The sequence below is a fragment of the Rhodococcus sp. NPDC057135 genome (assembly GCF_042670865.1).
Classification (GTDB): domain Bacteria; phylum Actinomycetota; class Actinomycetes; order Mycobacteriales; family Mycobacteriaceae; genus Rhodococcus_F.
Window position 1 is genome coordinate 233,575 of sequence record NZ_JBHUUU010000005.1, and the last position, 19,845, is coordinate 253,419.

The following is a 19,845-nucleotide window of genomic DNA, read 5'->3' on the forward strand; positions in this document are numbered from 1 at the left end:
CTTTGCACTTGCACCAAGTTCCCATTTCGATACAGCGCACTGGAGAATCACCGATGACCCGAGTCCGAAAGAACACTCCCGGACGGATCCTGTTCGTGGGATCGGGACCGGGCGACCCCGCCCTGCTCACCGTTCGCGCACGTGACGTCCTCACCGGCGCCGCAATGGCATTCACCGATCCGGACGTCGACAAGGGCGTCGTCGCGCTCGTCGGCATCGACATGGGTCGCGACGAGGAGACCGGCGAGCTGATCGCGGACGTGCGTCCGGCACTCGGTGAGCCGGCCGAGGTTGCAAAGACATTGGTGCACGAGGCCAAGAACGGCCACGACGTCGTGCGTCTGGTCTCCGGTGACCCGCTGACCACGGATTCCGTGATTGCAGAAGTCACCGCGGTCGCGCGCACGCAGGTTCAGTTCGAGGTCCTCCCCGGTCTTCCGTCCGGTTCGGCAGTGCCGAGCTACGCCGGCATGGCGCTCGGCTCGGGTCACACCGAGGCAGACGTTCGCGGTGAAGTCGACTGGGCTGCTCTGGCCGCTGCACCGGGACCGTTGGTTCTGCACGCGACGTCCGGACACCTTGCCGAGACCGCCAGCGCGCTGGTCGAGAACGGTTTGGCTCCGCAGACACCCGCTGCCATCACCGTCCGCGGCACCACTCGTCAGCAGCGAACCGTCGAGGCAACTCTCGCGACGCTCAACGAAGCCGGATCCGAACTGGTGGGCTCGCTGATCGTCACCGTCGGCAAGGTTGTCGCGCAGCGCAACAAGATGTCGTGGTGGGAATCGCGCGCTCTGTACGGCTGGACCGTTCTCGTGCCGCGCACCAAGGATCAGGCCGGCGAGATGAGCGACCGTCTGGTCACTCACGGAGCCATCCCGATCGAGGTTCCGACCATCGCCGTCGAGCCACCTCGCAGCCCGGCTCAGATGGAGCGTTCGGTCAAGGGTCTCGTCGACGGTCGTTACCAGTGGGTCGTCTTCACTTCCACCAATGCTGTTCGCGCAGTGTGGGAGAAGTTCGAAGAGTTCGGTCTCGACGCTCGCGCCTTCTCGGGTGTGAAGATCGCCTGCATCGGCGAAGCAACCGCAGCCAAGGTTCGCTCGTTCGGCATCAACCCCGAGCTGATCCCGACCGGTGAGCAGTCCAGCGAGGGCCTGCTGGCCGAATTCGCGCCCTACGACGACGTTTTCGATCCGGTCAACCGGGTTCTGTTGCCGCGCGCGGACATTGCGACCGAAACCCTTGCCGAGGGCCTGCGTGAACGCGGTTGGGAGATCGACGACGTCACCGCCTACCGCACCGTCCGGGCAGCGCCGCCGCCGGCCGAGACCCGCGAGATGATCAAGACCGGTGGATTCGACGCCGTCTGCTTCACCTCGTCCTCGACCGTGCGCAACCTCGTCGGCATCGCCGGCAAGCCGCACGCCCGCACGTTGGTCGCGTGCATCGGGCCGAAGACGGCCGAAACCGCCATCGAGTTCGGTCTGCGCGTCGACGTGCAGCCCGAGACCTCGCAGGTGGGACCGCTGGTGGAGGCGCTCGCCGAGCACGCAGCTCGTCTGCGCGCCGAAGGTGCTTTGCCGCCCCCGCGTAAGAAGTCTCGAAGGCGCTAGCGCACCCGTGAGTGGTTGAGGAGTCTGTGGACTCCTCAACCACTCACAGGTCCCGACGAAGGAGGGCCCCTTCCGTGTTTCCCACTCATCGCCCTCGCCGGCTCCGGCGCACGCCTGCGCTCCGGCGACTCGTGGCAGAGACCTCGCTCGAACCCCGGCACCTCGTGTTGCCGATGTTCGTCGCCGACGGCATCGACGCTCCGCGTGAGATCAGTTCCATGCCAGGCGTTTTCCAGCACACCCTCGATTCGTTGCGGTCCGCTGCGGTCGAAGCGGTGGAAGCCGGCGTCGGTGGCCTGATGCTCTTCGGTGTCCCCAAAGCGGAGGACAAGGACCCGCAGGGTTCCGGTGCCTCCGATCCCGACGGCATCCTCAACGTCGGATTGCGCGCTCTGGCAGACGAACTCGGTGATTCGACGGTCATCATGGCCGATACCTGCCTCGACGAGTTCACTGATCATGGCCACTGCGGTGTGCTCTCTGCCGACGGTGCCGTCGACAACGACGCGACCTTGATCCGATACGTCGAAATGGCTCTCGCACAAGCTGAATCGGGTGCTCACCTGCTCGGGCCCAGCGGCATGATGGACGGCCAGGTGGCTGCAATTCGAGGTGCGCTCGACGCATCCGGGTATGTCGAGGTCAGTCAGCTCGCCTATGCCGCGAAGTACGCGTCGGCGTTCTACGGTCCGTTCCGTGAAGCCGTCGGGTCCTCTCTGCAAGGTGACCGTCGTACGTATCAGCAGGACGGTGCCAATCGCCGCGAGTCGATGCGCGAAGTAGACCTCGACATCGCCGAGGGCGCCGACATGGTGATGGTCAAGCCTGCGATGTCCTACCTCGACATTCTGCGTGAGACCGCCGACCGGTCTCCGGTTCCGGTCGCGGCGTACCAGATCTCGGGGGAGTACTCGATGATCACGGCCGCTGCGCAGAACGGGTGGATCGATCGGGATGCTGCGATTCTCGAATCGCTCACCAGCATTCGCCGCGCCGGCGCCGACGTGGTCCTCACGTATTGGGCGTCGGAAGTCGCCGGATGGCTGTGACGGTGTCACGCATGGTGGCTGTGACGGTGCCGCACATGGTGGCTGCGCCCGTATCGACCGATACGCTGGTGTCATGACCGAGCAGTGGCCGCCGTCGCGCCAGGAACCGCCCCGCCGGGAACCTCCCTACGAGAACCAGCCGTTCGAGAACCAGCCGTACCGCGAACTCGGACCGATGCCAACCGGTCAGATCCCGGGATACGGCCCCGGTTACAACGGATACCCGGGACCTGCGCCGAAACCCGAGCCGCCGACGGACGTCGTGACTGCGATTCAGTTGTGGTGGGCTGTGACGGCGCTGGGGTTGGTCCAGGGCGGCGCGATGATCTGGATGCTGCTCGGGCAGAAGTCGATGTTCGTCGACGAGATGCTCAGAAACCAGGCAGCTGTCGACGCGGGCCTGACGCGCTCCGACGTGGAGGGCATGTTCCCACTGGTCATCGTGTTCTCCGCGGTGCTGGTCGTGATCGTCACCGCGGTGTTCCTTCTGTTCGTACGCTCGATGAGTCGCGGCAAGAACTGGGCTCGAATGTTGCTGACATTCTGTGGTGTCTTCATGCTGGTCTCCGCGATCCCGGTGATCTTCGGGCTCGGCGGCGACGGCGGCGCGGCCACGCTGCTGTTCGGTGGCGCGGAAATCCTGCAGGCAGTCGCTGCTGTCGGCGCGATTGTGATGATGCACCGAAAAGAGTCCAATCCGTACTTCCTTCGTTTCCCCCCGACGGGGAACCGGTAGGTAGCTCGGGGTACTGTGAAACGGGTCACTGCAGTAGTAGGGGAGAGGTCGCACGCGATGAGTTCTCAGGAAGCCCTGCGCACAGAAAGCACCCACGACGCGCCACTGCGCCAACGTGGTTCACGCACCGAAGTGATCTTGTTCGCGATCCTCGGAGCCTCTGTTCTGGTGACACTCCTGGTGCTCATGATTCCGGGCATCGTCAGCGGATAGCGCACACTTGAACCCGTGAGTATCTCTACGAAGGTCAGGCGCCCGACAGCCGTCGAGGCAGCATTTTGGCTGTGGATCGCCAGCGCGTTCCTACTCATACTCTTCGGCCTGATCAACGTCACCAGCGCGTCGTATTCGCTGCGTGAGCAATTCACCGATCAAGGCATATCGGCCGGAAACATCGACATCTACGTCACCTTCGTGAGGGTGTCCGGGCTGGTTCTGCTGTTGACCGGTCTCGCGATCGGCGGCCTCGCCGGTCCCACGCGCGCCGGAAAACCTCTCTGTCGACGAATCCTGGTGATCGTCTCGGGCGTGTTCGCGGTGCTGCAGATCGCGCTGGTGGTGGCCGGGATCAGTACCGTGCTCGCGCTTGTCGTTCCCGTCATGTTGATCTGTGCCTGCATTGCGATCTACCGAGACACCACAAGAAGTTGGTTTGCCCGTGGCTGACCGTGCTCCTGAAAGCGGCCCGGACGTTCTCTACTACGAGCCGGGTTCACGGTGGTGGGCCGTCGCGTTCGGTCCGATCTTCTGCCTGATCGCCTTGGTCATCGAACTGTTCACCGGCCCTGTCGTGCATTGGTTCGGTTTGGCGATGTTCGCTGTGATTCTCACCGGATTGGTGTACGTGCAGGTGATTGCCGCGCGCCGGCATGCGAGCGTACTTCTGACCGCGACTACTTTGCGTCAGGGAACCGAAGAGGTGCCGATCACCGAGATCGCCGAGGTGTTCCCAGAGTCCGACGACGCGGCCTACGAGGACGAAATGGAACCGTGGGAAACGGCACGTGCACTCGGTGAGCTGTCCGGAGTGCCGAGGCGTCGGCACGGTATCGGCTTGCGTCTGACCACCGGGGGATTGGTGCGGGCGTGGGCGAAAGACGATCGGGCACTTCGCGAGGCGTTGAGCCAGGTTGTCACGGTTGGTGTGGAACCGGACGGGTCTGCCGATGACTGAGTCGCAGCCATCTCCGCTTGTCGACGTGAAGACGTGGATCGGTGTCCTCGGCATCGTCGCCGCCACGATTCTGGCGATCGTGTGCTGGCGGTCGGGTACGACGACTACCGACTTCGGCCCGATCTTGGAGGGCGCTCCGCCATTCGAGAGCACGCACTACGACGGCCTCTGGATCTCGGGTGCCGGACTGTCGATTCTGGTTGCGGGGCTGATGGCCATCGATGTCGTGCGCCGGGTCCGGGTGGGCTTCGTCGCATCCCGCTAGCCCTCATACGGGTAGGGGGTATAGTTGCGGTATGAGTAGTTACAGCCCCGAGCAGGACGATCTGCTCAAGCGCCTTCGTCGTATCGAAGGTCAGGTAGCCGGAATCTCGCGCATGGTCGCAGACGACCGGTACTGCATCGACGTGCTCACCCAGGTGTCCGCTGCGACGAGCGCGCTGCAGTCGGTATCCCTGAAGCTTCTCGACGCCCACCTCGCAGGTTGCGTCGTCGAAGCTGCCAAGCAGGGTGGTCCGGAAGCGGACGTCAAGATCAAGGAAGCACAGGCGGCTATCGCTCGTCTCGTTCGTTCGTAAGGTGCCGGTCCGTCACTGTGTGATGGACCGCGCGAGCGCCCGGGCCGAGAAGTTCACGAAATGCTCGGGCGTGATTTCCTTGGCGATGTTGACGACGATGGTGTCCGACAGACCTTTGAGTCCGGAGAGCACGACGTGGATCAGCGCAGGGTCATCGATCAGCCGACTTCCTTCGGCTGCAGCAGCTTCGGTGAGCGCTCGAATCAACGCCGAGTTGAAGACCGCGACGGATGCGTGAAGTTCCCGCATGCTCTCTCGGTCGGATCCGGCCATGCCTTCGATGTCGCGCCAGGTGGTGGTGAGTCGACCCACCCGCGCCCAGTGCCGAGCAAACTCGGAAATCATGGACTCCAGCAATGCGCTCAGTCCCTGCTCGCGGGGGAGCGAGTTCACGAAATCAGCCATTTCCAGCTGACTTTCGCTCAAGAGGGCTGCGAAGATGTCTTGCTTGTCGACGAAGTACTGGTAGATCAGCCCAGTGCTGGTGCCGGCTCGTTTGGCGACCGCGCGGATGGTGAGCGCGGAGTAGCCACCCTCGTCCAGTAGCGAGATCGCCGCGTCGAGTGTTCGGCGCCGACGCACTTCGGCGTCGCCATAGATCGACTTGCTGCTGGTACTGCTCATTTGACCACCGTAGTCGCGGGGGTGGGCATCCTCAATTCACATCGAACAATGTTCGTTGTCGGTCGCGACTTACATTTTACTGTGACTCAGATCATAGAATGAACATTGTTCGAAATAGAATGAACATTGTTCATTCTGGTGTTACGGTATGGCGCAGACCACATCGAGACCAGTGCGTCGCGCTGGACACTCTGCGGTCGGCCTGACCTTTCTTCCCGTATCGATCGGGAGGTCTACACAGTTGTGGAGTACCTATGACACGCACCAACGATGAACGCGCGGCGATCGACATCGCCGCTGCGGCTGGAGAACTTCTGCTCGACCATCGGAAATCCCTCGGCGAAAACGACGGTGACGTCGCGACTTTCAAGAACGCGGCCGATCGGCTCAGTCACGAATTCATCGTCGCCGAACTTGCCCGACGCTTTCCTGCGGATGCAGTGCTGTCGGAGGAAGGCGCAGACGACCTCGCGAGGCTGGCTGCGGATCGAGTGTGGATCGTCGACCCTCTCGACGGCACCCGTGAATACGGCGAGGCCGGACGATCGGACTGGGCCGTACATGTTGCACTGACCGAAAACGGTGTCCTCACAACAGGTGCGGTCGCAATGCCTGCCCTTGGCGTCACCTATTCGAGCAGCGATGATCGAACCGAGCGGGATGCCGCGGCGCCGGTTCGAGTCGTCGTATCGCGGACACGTCGTCCGGAACCGGTCATGCGCATGGCCGACTCGATGGGCGCGGAGTTGATCGAAATGGGATCCGCCGGAGCCAAAGCAATGGCGGTCGTCTCGGGTGACGCGGACATCTATGCACATGCGGGCGGACAGTACGAGTGGGATTCGGCGGCGCCTGTTGCCGTCGCACGCGCTGCGGGACTGCATGTTTCGCGTATAGATGGCAGCGAACTGCGCTACAACCAGGAAAACCCGTGGTGGCCGGATCTGCTGATCTGCCGACCCGAACTCGCCCCGAAAGCACTGGAGGAACTGGGCCGATGACCGCGACACTGACGCACCTCGAACGACTCGAAGCCGAGAGCATCCACATCATGCGTGAAGCTGTTGCGCAGAGCGAGAACCCGGTGATGTTGTACTCGGTGGGCAAGGACTCCGCCGTGATGTTGCATCTGGCGCGCAAGGCCTTCTATCCGTCGAAGCTGCCGTTTCCGCTGTTGCACGTCGACACGACGTGGAAGTTCCGCGAAATGTACAAACTTCGTGACAGTACCGCTGCTGCAGGCGATCTCGATCTCATCGTCCACACCAACCCGGACTGCGTGAAGCAGGGGATCAACCCGTTCACTCACGGCAGCGCTGTCCATACCGACATGTGGAAAACCGAAGGACTCAAACAAGCCCTCGATCACTACAAGTTCGACGCAGCATTCGGTGGCGCCCGCCGTGACGAAGAAAAATCCCGCGCCAAGGAACGGATCTTCTCGATTCGATCAGCTGCGCACCGCTGGGATCCCAAGCAGCAGCGCCCGGAGTTGTGGCGGATGTACAACGTCCGCAAAGCGCCGGGTGAAAGCCTGCGCGTCTTCCCGCTCTCGAACTGGACCGAGCTGGATGTGTGGGAATACATACGCCAGGAAGAGATTCCGATCGTTCCGCTGTATTTTGCCGACAAGCGGCCCGTCGTCGAGCGGGACGGTGCGCTGATCATGGTCGACGACGACCGGATGCCGTTGCTGCCGGGAGAGACTCCGGAACTCAAGAGCGTTCGTTTCCGCACCCTCGGCTGCTATCCGCTGACCGGCGCTGTCGAATCGACCGCAACGAGCCTGACCGAGATCATCTCGGAAATGTTGCTCACCACCACTTCCGAACGCCAGGGACGGGTCATCGACCACGACTCCAGCGCGTCGATGGAAAAGAAGAAGCAAGAGGGGTACTTCTGATGACTGTTTCCTCGGACCTGATCGCTGACGACATCGAGGCGTACCTCGAACGTCACGCGAACAAGAGCATGCTGCGATTCATCACCTGCGGCAGCGTCGACGACGGCAAGAGCACCTTGATCGGCCGTCTGCTCTACGAATCGAAGCTCGTCTTCGACGACCAGTTGACGGCGCTCGAAGCCGATTCGCGCAAGAGCGGAACCCAGGGGGAGGGGCTCGATTTTGCGCTCCTGGTCGACGGTCTCGCCGCCGAACGCGAGCAGGGCATCACGATCGACGTTGCCTACCGTTACTTCACGACCGAGCGACGCAAGTTCGTCGTCGCCGATACTCCGGGGCACGAGCAGTACACCCGAAACATGGTGACGGGCGCGTCGACCGCCGATCTTGCTGTGATCCTTGTCGATTCCCGCAAGGGCATACTGACTCAGACCCGTCGGCACTCGTATCTCGTGTCGTTGCTCGGGATCAAGCACGTGGTGCTTGCCGTGAACAAACTCGACCTCGTCGATTACTCGCAAGAGGTCTTCGATGCCATCACTGCGGACTACACGGCCTTCGCTCACGAGATCGGACTGGACGGATTCGTCGCCATTCCGATGTCGGCATACATGGGTGACAATCTCACCGAGCGCAGCGCGAATACCCCGTGGTACTCCGGGCCCAGCCTGATCGAGCATCTCGAAAGCGTGGACATCGACGATGCTGCCTCCGCGGCTCCGTTTCGGATGCCGGTGCAGTGGGTGAACCGGCCCGACCTCGACTTCCGAGGATTCTCCGGCCAGATCGTTTCCGGCACAGTATCTCCCGGAGATCCCATCCGCGTGCTCCCCAGCGGAAAGACGTCCACCGTCGAGCGCATCGTGACTATGGGTGGCGACCTCGACGTTGCCGGTGCGGGCCGCTCGGTCACCATCACGCTCGCCGACGAGATCGACATCAGTCGCGGTGATGTGCTGTCCATCGGCGACAATCCGCCGGCCGTCGCCGATCAGTTCGAGGCCTGCATCGTCTGGATGGGTGAGGCTCCCATGCTGCCCGAACGGCCGTTCCTGTGCCAGATCGGTACCGTCACTCTCACCGCACGCATCACCAAACCGAAACACAAGATCAACGTCAACACTCTCGAGAAGACCGCTACGACAACCCTCGCGCTCAACGAAATCGGTGTGTGCAACCTCAGTTTCGATCGGCCCGTGCCGTTCGATCCGTACGTGGGCAACCGCGACACCGGTAGCTTCATCCTCATCGACCGCCTTACCAACGGCACCGTCGGTGCGGGCATGATCACGCACTCGCTGCGTCGATCGGACAACATTCACTGGCAGTCCGTCGACGTCGACGAGGCCGCGCACACCAGGCTCAAGGGACACCAACCCGCAGTTCTGTGGTTCACCGGTCTCTCCGGTTCGGGAAAGTCGACCATCGCAAACGACGTCGAGCGTCAACTGCACGCACTCGGTGCGCACACCTACCTCCTCGACGGAGACAACGTCCGTCACGGGTTGAATCGCGACCTCGGATTCACCGAAGCCGACCGTGTCGAGAACATCCGCCGCGTCACCGAGGTCACCCGCCTGATGGCGGACGCCGGTCTGATCGTCCTCGCGTCCTTCATTTCACCGTTCGAGGCCGAGCGTCATGCCGCCCGTGAATTGATCGGCGACGACCAGTTCGTCGAAATCTTCGTCGATACCGCCCTTGCCGTCGCAGAGAAGCGAGATCCCAAGGGCCTGTACAAGAAAGCTCGACGTGGGGAGTTGGTGAACTTCACCGGCATCGATTCGCCGTACGAAGCGCCGCAGAACCCTGACATTCACATCGACACCAGGGTCACGACGACCGAGGACGCTGCGATCGCGATCATCGACTATCTCCGCGCCCGCGGAACCATTTCTTGATCCGCCTGAACACGAGGAGCCTCCATGCCTGACAGGGCTGAAATAGTTTCTGCCGTAGAAGATTACGTCAAGTACCTCGGAAGTCACGACGTCGACGGACTGGTTGCGCTGTTTGCGCCCGACGCAGTTCAACACGAGCCGCTGGGCGCGACGACCTACCGCGGAGTCGACGAGATTCGCGCATTCGATACCGCGAACGCGCAGGTCGATTTCACAGTCAGCCTGCTCGGTCCGATTTCGGTGACGGGAAAGTACGCAGCCATGCAGCTTCGGGTGCAGCGAGTCGGTATCCCCGACTTCGCTGCCACCGACCTGTTCGAGTTCGACGAGAACTGCAAGATCACCTCTCTGAGCGTGGTTCTCGATCCGCAGGCACTGTGTTGAGTGCCCACGGCCTGCTCGCCGGCAAAGTTGTGGTGGTATCCGGAGTCGGGCCGGCGCTTGGTCGTTCCATCGCAGTGCAGAGTGCGGCGGCCGGAGCGAAAGTTGTCCTGGCTGCCCGCACACCCGAGCGCTTGGAATCGGTGGCAAGGGAGATTCGAGACCGCGGCGGAATCGCGTTGGCCGTACCGACGAACCTCACCGATGTCGATTCGATCGCTTCGTTGGCGGAGACAACTGTCGCTGAGTTCGGTGCGGTGCATTGCTTGGTGAACAACGCATTTGTTCAACCCGCGCAGGTCCCGCTCCTGGACGCTGACTTGGCGTCCATCCAGTCGGGTATCGACATCAACCTGCTCGCGGCGTTGAATGTCACGCGCGCATTGGTGCCTGCATTGACCGAGGCGCAGGGGTCCGTCGTGATGGTGACGTCCATGGTGCTGCGCAATCAGCTTCCCGGGTTCGGGGCGTACCGCATCATGAAAGCCGGCCTCCTGGCAATGGCGCGAAGTTTGTCGATCGATCTCGGACCCAAGGGGATTCGAGTGAACTCGGTTGCGCCCGGCTACATCTGGGCGGACTCGGTCAAGAACATGTTCGAGAAAAAGGCGGCGGCAGCAGGAGTCGACCCCAAGGTCATTTACGACGAGGTCGCAGCGGGCGCCGATCTGCGCCGGCTACCAGAACCCGACGACATCGCCAATGCCGTCGTCTTCCTCTTGTCCGATGCGGCCAGAGCCATCGCCGGGCAATGTCTCGACGTCAACTGCGGTCACACCCACCACTGAACCCATCCCCCAAGGAATTACAGATGACACAGGAATACGACGGCATCGGTTCCATCGACGACTTGCACCAGGCCGCGCGCGCGGACACCGGGTACGAGGACTTCGGCAGCGAAAGCTATCTCGAAGGGCTTCGAGTGCTGCTCGAAGCGTTCCAGAAGGAGGCCGACCTCACTCCGCACGGCAAGGTGATTGCTCGCAAGATGATCATCGGAGCGCTCGCGGGTCGCCTGACCAGTGAGGCCGGATTTACGAAATATCCAGAGCACGTCGACGTCCCGATCGAGCGCCCGATCTTCGTCGTCGGGTTGACCCGCACCGGCAGCACCGCGCTGCACCGCTTGCTCGGTGCCGACCCGGCGCATCAGGGCGCCGAGATGTGGCTCGCCGAGTCGCCGCAGCCGCGCCCCGAGCGCGACAAGTGGTCGGAGAACGCAGACTACGTTCGCTCCGACGCCTTCTACCGTGCGCGCCAGCGCAACGAGGCGGACCTGATGAAGGTGCATTTCATGGGGGCAGAAGAGGTCGAGGAATGTTGGCGTCTGCTGCAGCAGACGATGCTTTCCACCGCGTTCGAGACCATCGCGTACGTGCCGAGTTACACCAGGTGGCTCGCGGAGCAGGACTGGACGGAAACGTATGCGAGGCACAAGAAGAACCTGCAGTTGATCGGTCTGAACGACTCGGACCGACGATGGGTGCTCAAGAGCCCGAGCCATGTCTTCGCGATCGACGAGATCATGTCGGTCTATCCGGATGCACTGTTCGTTCGGACCTTCCGGGACCCGTTGACGTCGATGGCGTCCACCTTCAGCCTTGCCGAGCAGGGCGGACACGACATGTCGAAGGCCTTCGACCGTCCGGCTATCGGACGCACCCAACTCGACCTGTGGGCGCGCGGTAACGCGAACTTCAACAGTGCCCGTAGCCGATACAACCCCGATCAGTTCATCGACGTCGACTACACGGACTTCATCGCCGATGCGGTCGGCACCGTCGAGAAGATCTACGCGCAGTTCGCCCTGCCCTTCACGGACGAGGCTCGCGCCGCGGTGGAGGCGTCACACCAGGCCAGCCTTGCCGAGCACCGTCGTCCGTCGCACCGCTATTCGCTCGAGGAGTTCGGCGTGACGGCGGCCGACGTCGAAGCGAAGTTCGCCACCACACCCTGAAGGCCTCCGGCCCTGTGCGCCTTTTTGGTAGCGCCGACTACCAAAAAGGCGCACAGGGGCGAAGCCCCAACTGAAACAAGGAGATTCACATGAATGCTGTTTGGGAAAAGTTCTGCGCAGATCTGCTCGAGGTCGGAAAGGTCCTGGAGGACGAGATCGTCCCTCAGGACCCGCTGACCCAGGCCGAGGGCGTTCGGTACCTGAGTCGGTTGCTTCGGTACGGCACGATCAACTGTGTCGAGTACACCGATCCACGCTGGCCACAGTTCTCGTCGGCTCCGAACCCGAACATGATGACGAAGATCGGTGCCGACAACCCGGACAACGTCTACATGCGCGCCAACATTTCCGGTAAGTACAACTACCGGATCATCGGCACCCGAGGCACCGTCCCGTTGATCACCTTCGGCTCGCGCGTCAATCGGTACCACATCGACGGCACCATGCTGCAGACCGGCGATCTGCATATCCAGGACCTCGAGGTCGACGAGAACGGCCGTTTCGAGTTCATCGCGAGCGTCGACAAGCCCGCTGAGGGGGCTTGGCTGCCTTTGGCGCCCGACAGCAACCTCATCTCCGTACGGCAAACTTACAAGGATCGGCGCAACGAGGTCATCGGTGATCTGGCCATCGAATGCCTCAACCCGGACGGGGAGTTCGTCCCGCTGACTCCAGAAGAGATCGGCGAGCGCCTCACCAAGTCCGTCGGGATCGTGAAGGGGATGGCGGAGACCTTCCTGGAATGGTCGCGCAAATTCCAGCCGCACACCAACGAGATCTTCGACTGGGGACAGGACTACTTCCAGGACGCCGGCGGCGATCCGACGATCTTCTACTTCCACGGCTACTGGAAGCTCGCCGAGGACGAGGCGTGGGTCATCGAGACCGAGGTTCCGAACTGCGAGTACTTCAACTTCGTGCTGCAGAACTTCTGGGTCGAGTCTCTCGACTACAACCGCACGAACATCTACATCAACAACCACACCGCGAAGCTCAACGACGACGGCACCATGACGATTGTCGTGGCGGCGAAGGATCCCGGCTACGGCAACTGGATCGACACCGATTCGCACGCCGAGGGGACATGGGCGCTGCGCTGGATCAAGGCGGACTCGCACCCGATCCCGACCTCGAAGGTAGTCAAGATCTGACCCGCTGCCGAGATTGGGAACGTATGTACACCAAGAAGAATCGGTTCGTCCCTCGATTTGTCGCGCTCGGCCTTGCCGGTGCCCTGTTGTTGGCCGGGTGCGCTTCCAGCAGTGGGGGCACCGCGGGATCGGATTCACCGAGCAGTCGCGGCGCAGCGGGTTTCGTGGGAGCTCGAGATACGGGGGAGCGGATCGACGGAGGTGTTCTCACCTTCGGGTCCTATTCGTTCCCTTCCTCACTGGACCCCACTAGAACTCAAGCCGCCGGTTCGACCGGCGGAACCGAAATGGCCGCGATTTACGACACGCTGGTACGCAGCGATTCCACAAGTGGGAGCTTCGCACCGCAACTCGCGAAGGCACTGTCGAACAACAGCGACTTCACCTCGTACACCGTCACTTTGGCTGATGGTCTGACCTTCAGTGACGGAAGCCCGCTCGACGCGGAAGCGGTGAAGTGGAGTATCGAACGATTCGTGGCAGGTAAGGGTGATGTATCGCAGACCTGGCTCAACATCGTGGATCGGATCGAGACACCCGACGCCACCACTGTCGAATTTGTGCTCGAGCGGCCCTGGCGACAATTCCCGGCACTGTTGTCGCTCGGCCCCGGAATGATCGTTGCGCGAAGTTCCGACGCAGAGACAGGGGCAGGGGAAAAAGCGTTCACGCCGATCGGGGCGGGCCCGTTCACCTTGGCCAAGTTCGCGCCGCACGAAGAACTGGTACTCGCCGCACGCACGGATTATCAGGGCGGTAAACCGCCACTGGACACACTGCGGTTTGTCCCTACCTCGGGTGCACAGTCTCAGTACGAATCGCTGAAGAGCGGTCAGATCGACATGACGTACATTCTTCGCGACGAGGCCGTCATCAAACAAGCTCTCGACGACGGATACTCCGGCTACCTCAGTCCGACCGGACAGAACGGGATCGGCACGATCAACAACCGGGCGGGCAAGCCCGGAGCCGATGTGCGCATTCGTCAGGCGATCGCCTACGGGGTGGATCCGGCGGCGATCAATACCCGTGCGAACAACGGATTGGGCACCGCCAGTTCCGAACTGGTCCCGCAGACCTCACGTTGGTTCAACAACACCGCAGGCATTCCGTTCGATCACGTGAAGGCAAAGGCACTACTCGATCAAGCGAAGTCCGACGGGTACGACGGGAAACTCCGCTACCTCACCAGCTCGGAGCCGAGCCAGCAGGCGACGGCACTGACGGTTCAGGCGTCGCTGAACGCGATCGGTTTCGACGTCACCATCGACTACGCCACCGATGTGACCGACCTGGTCCGACGGGTATACAAGGAGCACGATTTCGACATGACCAGAGGTGGCGCTCCAGTCGGAGAAGAAGCGCCGTACCTCAACGTGTACAACAGTATGGCCAGTGATTCGAAGAACAACCCGTCGGGCTTCGCGGACCCGGAGATGGACGCACTGATCACGGCTGTGCAGACCGCACCGTCGGACGACGCTGTCCGTGAGGCGATCAGCAAGGTGCAGGAGTACGCCAATGTGACTGTGCCTTACGTGATCTGGGGTCCCGCATCGGTGTTGATCGCATGGGACGGCACTGTTCACGGCGTCGAACGCAATATCACCGACATCATGTTCTTCGACGAAGTATGGATGTCGTCGAAGTGAGTTCCTCTGAACGGAAGGGTGTTTCGACGTGCGAATGACGAAATGGTGTAGCGGCGAAATGGTGGAACGATGAAGTGGTCGTTGGCGGGCGCGATGATCGACGCTCTGGAACTGTGCGAGTTGGCCCAGGTTGCGGAAGAGGTGGGGTTCGACGGTATCGCGATGCCGGATTCCGTGTTCTATCCCGAGCAGGTGTCGGCGCCGTATCCGTACACTGCTGACGGGAAGCGGATGTGGGCGCCCGAGACTCCGATGCCTGATCCGTTCATTGCGATGACGGCAATGGCGGCCGTCACGTCGCGAATTCAGTTTTACACCAACGTGTTCAAACTCCCACTGCGCGATCCTTTGTTGACGGCCAAGCAGGTCTCGACCATGGCAGTGATGTCGCGAAATCGCATCGCGCTCGGCATCGGCTTGTCCTGGATCCCCGAGGAATTCACCTTTACCGGGACCGAGATGCGAACCCGCGGTGCGCGTACCGACGAAGCCATCGAGATCATCAAGGCCGTGTGTGCGGGACGTGGACCCGAATGGATCGAATACCACGGCAAGCACTACGAGTTCGACGCTCTGATGATCAGTCCTGCTCCGGAGATTGCGGTTCCGATCTACATTGGTGGACACAGTGAACCGGGATTGCGCCGCGCAGCCAGGCTGGCCGACGGTTGGATGTCGGTGAACACGACCAAAGCCGAATTAGCCTCCGCCATCGATCGCCTCATGGAATTGCGGGTCGAGTACGGTCGTGCCGATATTCCTTTCGGCGTCAACGTCTCGCCGACGGATGTTCGTGATCTGGACGGATATCGCGAACTCGAGACCCTGGGCGTCACGGAAATCAGAGTCTTGCCGTGGTATCGCTACGGAGTTGATGCCGGTGATCGTCAGGGAAGACTCGACTCCATTCGACGGTTCGCCGACGAGGTCATCGCTCAGTACTGATCGATCAGCGTCTGCATCGCCCGGCCGTAGAGCTTTGCCAACTGATCTCGATCTGCCGACTGAGGGATGCTCTCGTCGCTGAGAGCACTTAACAATCCGGACACCTGGGCGGAGACCAGGAGCGCGCGGGTGTATGCGTCTTCGCCTTGGAGACGAGCCGAGAGATTGGTGGCGAATACTCCGGTCATCTCGCGCAACCGCTCCCGGATGCGGGGACTGTCCGACGCTCGCTTGAGCGCCGTGTACACCGACAGCATCCGGGCGTCGGCCTTACCCAGGACGAATTCTGCGATCCGCTCACCGAGGGTGTCGATCGGGCCGTCGAACTGGCCTTCGAAGTAGCCGGCGACCGGCGTGGTTTCCAGGAACAGTGCTTCTTTGGATCCGAAATGCCGGATGACCAGGGCAGGATCGATGCCGGCAACCTTGGCGATGGCGCGAACTGACGTGCCACCGAACCCGTGCTCGCCGAAAAGTTGGAACGCTGCCGCTCGAATCGCCTCGGACGTCGAGGGCTGCTCTCGTTCTGTGAATGTCACGACACCGACCTGTGTGCTCGCTCGCCGACCTCGTTGTCAACACTGTTGACTATAACGTGTCAACAGTGTTGACTGTTGAGTCTGTCAACGGTGTTGACAGCTAGATGCGGTTAGTGAAGAGAGCGTGGAATATGACAGTTACCGACGTCCGGGTGCCCAGCGAAGAGGTTGTCGATCCGCCGACCAATTGGAAGATGGTGGGCAGTGGACTCGCATTTCCGTTGTTCTTCGTCATCATGTTCTGCCTGTGTTACGTCAGCGCCTTCCACTCACCGATGCCGAATCAGGCACCGATCGTGGTGGTCGGTTCACCGTCCGTCACGGCTCCGCTGATCGAGGGAATCGAAGCTACGTCAGGCGACAAGTTCGACATCGTCGCCACCGACAACGCCGCCGACGCTCTCTCTCGTATCGACAACCGCGACGCCATCGGCGCCATCGAAATCGGTGACACCGTGACCGCGCACATCGCAACCGGTGCAGGGGCCTCGACGGTTTCCGTGGTGAGCGGCTTGGCGCATTCCGTCGCGGAGCAGACGGGGCAGCAGGTCACCGTGATCGACTCGGCGCCTGTCACGGCACGTGACTCCTCGACAGTCGGGCTCTTCTACTTCCTGATCGTCTGCACCCTCGGCGGCTACCTGACCATCACGGTGCTCAGTCAGGTTGCTCCGAGAATGCGCCTGCGAGAGCAGTATTCGATCCTGGCCGGTGCGGCGATTCTCACCCCGCTCATCGCGTTCGGCATCACCAGTATTTTCATGCACGCCTTCGGTGCGTCGTTCGGCCAGATCCTGCAACTGCTGGGGATCTCGATGCTCTACACGTTCACCGTCGGTGCCGTGAGCATCCTGCTGAATCGACTGCTCGGACAGGCGGCGATCTTTGCAGTGCTGACGGTGCTCGTTTTCATCAACTTCCCGAGCTCGGGTGGCGCCATCCCGGTGTCGTTCCTTCCGGGATTCTGGCAGCACATCCATTCGTTCTGGCTCGGATCAGCGGCCATGGAGCCGATTCGGTCCGTCATCTACTTCGATGGCAACGGCGCCGGGCCGCACCTGCTCGTTCTGGGAATCTGGCTCGTCGCGGCACTCGGCCTGACCGGACTGCTTGCCTCACGCCAGTCCAAAAAGGCGGCAGCGCACTAAGTGTGGTGGGGCCGGCGTTTGCCGACCCCACCCGACCATCTACTTCAGACCGTCTACTTCAGCCGTACCGCGTCCGTACCCGGTCCGTCCAACATTGCGGACCCCAGCAGGATCTCCGGAATGCCGAACCCTTCGATCAGCGTCTCGACGTGCGGACGCAAGGTGCGGCAACGCTCGTTGATTCCGCGCGTCACGGCCTTCGAACGCTCCACCGACAGATGCCGGTGCTCCATGAACCAGGCCTTGTCCTCCTCGATGACGGACAGTGCATAGAGGTCGCACACCTCGCCGAAGAGTTCCTTCGTGGTCTCGTCCTCACAGGAGTCGATACCGGCGACGAATGCTTCCAGGATGACACGCTCGATGTGTGCCTGAGCGGCTTTGAGCACGTGATCCTGCACGAAGTTGAACGCGTCGAAGGGGTTCTCCTCGCGCTTCTGTGCAGCCTGCAATCGCCTTGCCGCAGTAGCGAGTAGGTACTCCTCGCGGTCCTCGAACATCTTCATCTGGGTGCCGCGGTTGAAGAGGCTGCCGTCCTCTTCGTTGTCCTGGCGGGTGTCGACGATCGTCTGCAGAATCTGCTGCGCCGCCGTGCGCTTCTTGACCACGTCGGAGACCGTCGTAGCCGCAAAGCGCATCCAGTCGACCGGGCTCATGCCGCGTACTTCGTCGGCGTAGGAGGTGAGCAGTTCCTTGGCGACCAACTGCGTCAGAACATGGTTGTCGCCCTCGAACGTGGTGAACACGTCGGTGTCAGCCTTGAGTGCGGTGAGACGGTTCTCCGCGAGATAGCCTGCGCCGCCGCACGCTTCGCGCGCCTCCTGGATGGCCCGCGTGGCATGCCATGTGTTGGCGGCCTTGAGTCCGGCGGCGCGACCTTCGAGTTCGCGCTGCTCCTGCGGATCCGGATTCTCGCTGCTCTGGATGTCGTGCATCGCGGCGACAAGTTCGTTCTGTGCGAACTGCAGAGCGTACGAGCGGGCGATCAACGGCAGCAGACGCTTCTGGTGGACGAGGTAGTCCATGATCAGAACCTCGTCCTCACTCTTCGGGGCACTGAACTGCCTGCGCTGCAGGGCATATCGACCGGCGATGGCCAATCCGACGCGGGCGGCCGCTGCCGCCGAACCACCGACCGTGACACGTCCGCGCACCAACGTGCCGACCATCGTGAAGAAGCGACGGTTCGGGTTTTCGATAGCCGAGCTGTACGTGCCGTCCTCGGCGACGTCGGCGTAGCGGTTGAGTAGATTCTCACGCGGGATGCGGACCTGGTCGAAGACGATGCGGCCGTTGTCGACTCCGGGTAGTCCACCCTTGAGCCCGCAGTCGGACGTCGTGACGCCGGGAAGGTCGTTGCCGGCGTCGTCGCGGATCGGCACGACAAAACAGTGGACGCCCTGGCTTTCGCCACCGGTGATCAACTGAGCGAACACCGCCGCGACGGTGGCGTGCTGGGCCGCGCCGCCGATGTAGTCCTTGCGCGAGGACGGAGTGGGGGAGTTGACGACGAACTCGCCCGTCTCGACGTCGTAGGTTGCCGTGGTCTCGAGTTCTTGTACGTCGCTGCCGTGGCCGGTCTCGGTCATCGCGAAGCAACCGAGTAGGTCCAGGTCGATCAGCGGTTTGACGTACGCCTGGTGATGACGCTCGGTACCGAGGTTTTCGATGGCGCCGCCGAACAATCCCCACTGGACGCCCGCCTTGACCATCAGCGAGAGGTCGGACATCGCCAGCATCTCGATGCTGGTGACGGCGCCGCCCGCGTCGCCCGTTCCGCCGTGAGATACCGCGAAACCGTTTGCGGCGTAGCCGAGATCGGCGAGAACCCGCATCTGTTCGAGAGCCTTGGAACGCGCTATGGCGGTGTTGGGTGTGTAGTGCGGAGCAAAACGTTCGTCGTTCAATTCGCCGCGAACGCGCTCACGCACCTCCCGCCAGCGTCCGTCGAGTGTTGTCCTGAGGTGGTCCGCTGTGGTGGCCATGGAACCGACGATAGCGCGTAGCGCACCGCGGGCAACCCGGTTCGATCCCAACCCTCACATTCAGCAGGAGCCTGCGGCGCCCGCTTCGATTCCCTGACGGAAGAGTTCCTTCTCGCTCTCGGACATAGCCTGGTACGAAGGGTCGTTCTCGACGATCTTCAGGAAGTCGGCTCCCGCCGTCTGAGTCGACGTGTCACCGCTCTGAACACGCTGCTGAACGTAGACGGAGACGGCCGAACACCCGCCGAGAAACGCGGGCTCGGTGCTCGTTGCCGCAGTCGTTCCAACCGCCTCCGTGGCACTTGGCGGCGACGAAATTGTCGCCTTGTCGTCATCGGAAGCGTCCGAACCACAGGATGTGAGAAGAATCGCAGCTGAGACCATCAGCGTCGTCAACAGTCGCTTCATGCTCGAAATCGTCTCACGTGAGGTCCGGTTCGACCGGAAAACTCGCCTCGAGCACCGAAGTCCTACACCCTGTCGTTGTCAGATTCGACAGAACTGGG

General features: G+C 62.0%; 22 protein-coding genes. 18 read left to right on the forward strand and 4 right to left on the reverse strand.

Translation table 11 applies throughout. The features are described from left to right. The first annotated feature begins 53 nt into the window (after positions 1-53). From ACFT1A_RS11855 to ACFT1A_RS11890, 8 genes are all read left to right on the forward strand, one after another. Positions 54-1,616, forward strand: a complete 1,563-nt coding sequence (locus tag ACFT1A_RS11855; RefSeq protein ID WP_003941969.1) for a bifunctional uroporphyrinogen-III C-methyltransferase/uroporphyrinogen-III synthase — start codon at positions 54-56, stop codon at positions 1,614-1,616. A gap of 74 nt (positions 1,617-1,690) precedes the next feature. Further along, entirely contained in the window at positions 1,691-2,665 is a 975-nt protein-coding gene (gene hemB / locus ACFT1A_RS11860; RefSeq protein WP_378447132.1) for a porphobilinogen synthase, read from the forward strand. Between the two features lie 73 nt (positions 2,666-2,738). Beyond that, complete coding sequence (locus tag ACFT1A_RS11865) at positions 2,739-3,401, forward strand: hypothetical protein (RefSeq protein ID WP_378447133.1); 663 nt, start codon at positions 2,739-2,741, stop codon at positions 3,399-3,401. Positions 3,402-3,458: 57 nt separating this feature from the next. Continuing rightward, complete coding sequence (locus ACFT1A_RS11870; RefSeq protein WP_019744371.1) at positions 3,459-3,614, forward strand: hypothetical protein; 156 nt, start codon at positions 3,459-3,461, stop codon at positions 3,612-3,614. A 15-nt stretch (positions 3,615-3,629) separates the two neighbouring features. Beyond that, entirely contained in the window at positions 3,630-4,067 is a 438-nt protein-coding gene (locus ACFT1A_RS11875; protein WP_378447134.1) for a hypothetical protein, read from the forward strand. Next, positions 4,060-4,575 carry a hypothetical protein gene (locus tag ACFT1A_RS11880; RefSeq protein WP_378447135.1) on the forward strand — a complete coding sequence of 172 codons (516 nt, stop codon included), beginning with the start codon at positions 4,060-4,062 and terminating at the stop codon, positions 4,573-4,575. Before ACFT1A_RS11875 ends, ACFT1A_RS11880 begins: the two co-directional genes overlap by 8 nt. Continuing rightward, positions 4,568-4,840, forward strand: a complete 273-nt coding sequence (locus ACFT1A_RS11885; RefSeq protein ID WP_378447136.1) for a hypothetical protein — start codon at positions 4,568-4,570, stop codon at positions 4,838-4,840. The genes ACFT1A_RS11880 and ACFT1A_RS11885 overlap by 8 nt, the downstream gene beginning before the upstream one ends. A 31-nt stretch (positions 4,841-4,871) precedes the next feature. After that, positions 4,872-5,153, forward strand: coding sequence for a metal-sensitive transcriptional regulator (locus ACFT1A_RS11890; RefSeq protein ID WP_003942012.1), 282 nt, complete (start codon positions 4,872-4,874; stop codon positions 5,151-5,153). Positions 5,154-5,165: 12 nt separating this feature from the next. On the opposite strand, the gene ACFT1A_RS11895 is transcribed toward ACFT1A_RS11890, so the two are convergent. After that, on the reverse strand, positions 5,166-5,777 hold the full coding sequence (locus ACFT1A_RS11895; protein WP_378447137.1) for a TetR/AcrR family transcriptional regulator: 612 nt from the start codon (positions 5,775-5,777) through the stop codon (positions 5,166-5,168). 254 nt (positions 5,778-6,031) lie between these two features. Between ACFT1A_RS11895 and ACFT1A_RS11900 the strand changes: the two genes are divergently transcribed. From ACFT1A_RS11900 to ACFT1A_RS11940, 9 genes are all read left to right on the forward strand, one after another. Beyond that, entirely contained in the window at positions 6,032-6,778 is a 747-nt protein-coding gene (locus ACFT1A_RS11900; protein ID WP_378447138.1) for a 3'(2'),5'-bisphosphate nucleotidase CysQ, read from the forward strand. Then, entirely contained in the window at positions 6,775-7,680 is a 906-nt protein-coding gene (gene cysD / locus ACFT1A_RS11905; protein ID WP_019744365.1) for a sulfate adenylyltransferase subunit CysD, read from the forward strand. Before ACFT1A_RS11900 ends, cysD begins: the two co-directional genes overlap by 4 nt. Next, positions 7,680-9,581, forward strand: a complete 1,902-nt coding sequence (cysN, locus tag ACFT1A_RS11910; RefSeq protein WP_378447139.1) for a sulfate adenylyltransferase subunit CysN — start codon at positions 7,680-7,682, stop codon at positions 9,579-9,581. Before cysD ends, cysN begins: the two co-directional genes overlap by 1 nt. A 24-nt stretch (positions 9,582-9,605) precedes the next feature. Next, complete coding sequence (locus ACFT1A_RS11915; protein ID WP_378447140.1) at positions 9,606-9,965, forward strand: nuclear transport factor 2 family protein; 360 nt, start codon at positions 9,606-9,608, stop codon at positions 9,963-9,965. Then, a complete protein-coding gene (locus tag ACFT1A_RS11920; protein WP_378447141.1) occupies positions 9,959-10,750 on the forward strand; it encodes an SDR family oxidoreductase in 792 nt (263 codons plus the stop codon). Before ACFT1A_RS11915 ends, ACFT1A_RS11920 begins: the two co-directional genes overlap by 7 nt. A gap of 23 nt (positions 10,751-10,773) precedes the next feature. Then, a complete protein-coding gene (locus ACFT1A_RS11925) occupies positions 10,774-11,919 on the forward strand; it encodes a sulfotransferase family protein (protein WP_378447142.1) in 1,146 nt (381 codons plus the stop codon). An 89-nt stretch (positions 11,920-12,008) separates the two neighbouring features. Beyond that, a complete protein-coding gene (locus ACFT1A_RS11930; RefSeq protein WP_378447143.1) occupies positions 12,009-13,070 on the forward strand; it encodes a DUF1214 domain-containing protein in 1,062 nt (353 codons plus the stop codon). Between the two features lie 23 nt (positions 13,071-13,093). After that, a complete protein-coding gene (locus ACFT1A_RS11935) occupies positions 13,094-14,722 on the forward strand; it encodes an ABC transporter substrate-binding protein (protein WP_378447272.1) in 1,629 nt (542 codons plus the stop codon). 69 nt (positions 14,723-14,791) lie between these two features. Then, positions 14,792-15,667 carry a TIGR03619 family F420-dependent LLM class oxidoreductase gene (locus ACFT1A_RS11940; protein ID WP_378447144.1) on the forward strand — a complete coding sequence of 292 codons (876 nt, stop codon included), beginning with the start codon at positions 14,792-14,794 and terminating at the stop codon, positions 15,665-15,667. On the opposite strand, the gene ACFT1A_RS11945 is transcribed toward ACFT1A_RS11940, so the two are convergent. Then, the gene (locus ACFT1A_RS11945; RefSeq protein ID WP_378447145.1) at positions 15,658-16,206 is read right to left on the reverse strand and encodes a TetR family transcriptional regulator; all 549 of its coding nucleotides are present in this window, start codon (positions 16,204-16,206) and stop codon (positions 15,658-15,660) included. The genes ACFT1A_RS11940 and ACFT1A_RS11945 overlap by 10 nt on opposite strands. 131 nt (positions 16,207-16,337) lie before the next feature. On the opposite strand from ACFT1A_RS11945, the gene ACFT1A_RS11950 reads away from it, so the two are divergent. Further along, on the forward strand, positions 16,338-17,354 hold the full coding sequence (locus ACFT1A_RS11950; protein WP_378447146.1) for a hypothetical protein: 1,017 nt from the start codon (positions 16,338-16,340) through the stop codon (positions 17,352-17,354). Between the two features lie 53 nt (positions 17,355-17,407). Here the strand turns inward: ACFT1A_RS11950 and ACFT1A_RS11955 are convergent, their stop codons facing one another. After that, positions 17,408-19,339 carry an acyl-CoA dehydrogenase gene (locus ACFT1A_RS11955; protein WP_378447147.1) on the reverse strand — a complete coding sequence of 644 codons (1,932 nt, stop codon included), beginning with the start codon at positions 19,337-19,339 and terminating at the stop codon, positions 17,408-17,410. A gap of 60 nt (positions 19,340-19,399) precedes the next feature. After that, positions 19,400-19,747: a hypothetical protein gene (locus ACFT1A_RS11960; RefSeq protein WP_378447148.1), complete on the reverse strand. Its 348-nt coding sequence runs from the start codon at positions 19,745-19,747 to the stop codon at positions 19,400-19,402. Between the last annotated feature and the right edge of the window lie 98 nt (positions 19,748-19,845).

Coding starts and splice junctions, on each gene's coding strand:
- ACFT1A_RS11890 (WP_003942012.1), top strand. CDS start 4,872: ATGAGTAGTTACAGCCCCGAGCAGGACGATCTGCTCAAGCGCCTTCGT.
- ACFT1A_RS11855 (WP_003941969.1), top strand. CDS start 54: ATGACCCGAGTCCGAAAGAACACTCCCGGACGGATCCTGTTCGTGGGA.
- ACFT1A_RS11950 (WP_378447146.1), top strand. CDS start 16,338: ATGACAGTTACCGACGTCCGGGTGCCCAGCGAAGAGGTTGTCGATCCG.
- ACFT1A_RS11935 (WP_378447272.1), top strand. CDS start 13,094: ATGTACACCAAGAAGAATCGGTTCGTCCCTCGATTTGTCGCGCTCGGC.
- ACFT1A_RS11900 (WP_378447138.1), top strand. CDS start 6,032: ATGACACGCACCAACGATGAACGCGCGGCGATCGACATCGCCGCTGCG.
- ACFT1A_RS11940 (WP_378447144.1), top strand. CDS start 14,792: ATGAAGTGGTCGTTGGCGGGCGCGATGATCGACGCTCTGGAACTGTGC.
- ACFT1A_RS11930 (WP_378447143.1), top strand. CDS start 12,009: ATGAATGCTGTTTGGGAAAAGTTCTGCGCAGATCTGCTCGAGGTCGGA.
- ACFT1A_RS11870 (WP_019744371.1), top strand. CDS start 3,459: ATGAGTTCTCAGGAAGCCCTGCGCACAGAAAGCACCCACGACGCGCCA.
- ACFT1A_RS11885 (WP_378447136.1), top strand. CDS start 4,568: ATGACTGAGTCGCAGCCATCTCCGCTTGTCGACGTGAAGACGTGGATC.
- cysN (WP_378447139.1), top strand. CDS start 7,680: ATGACTGTTTCCTCGGACCTGATCGCTGACGACATCGAGGCGTACCTC.
- ACFT1A_RS11865 (WP_378447133.1), top strand. CDS start 2,739: ATGACCGAGCAGTGGCCGCCGTCGCGCCAGGAACCGCCCCGCCGGGAA.
- ACFT1A_RS11915 (WP_378447140.1), top strand. CDS start 9,606: ATGCCTGACAGGGCTGAAATAGTTTCTGCCGTAGAAGATTACGTCAAG.
- ACFT1A_RS11960 (WP_378447148.1), bottom strand. CDS start 19,747: ATGAAGCGACTGTTGACGACGCTGATGGTCTCAGCTGCGATTCTTCTC.
- ACFT1A_RS11895 (WP_378447137.1), bottom strand. CDS start 5,777: ATGAGCAGTACCAGCAGCAAGTCGATCTATGGCGACGCCGAAGTGCGT.
- cysD (WP_019744365.1), top strand. CDS start 6,775: ATGACCGCGACACTGACGCACCTCGAACGACTCGAAGCCGAGAGCATC.
- ACFT1A_RS11925 (WP_378447142.1), top strand. CDS start 10,774: ATGACACAGGAATACGACGGCATCGGTTCCATCGACGACTTGCACCAG.
- ACFT1A_RS11955 (WP_378447147.1), bottom strand. CDS start 19,339: ATGGCCACCACAGCGGACCACCTCAGGACAACACTCGACGGACGCTGG.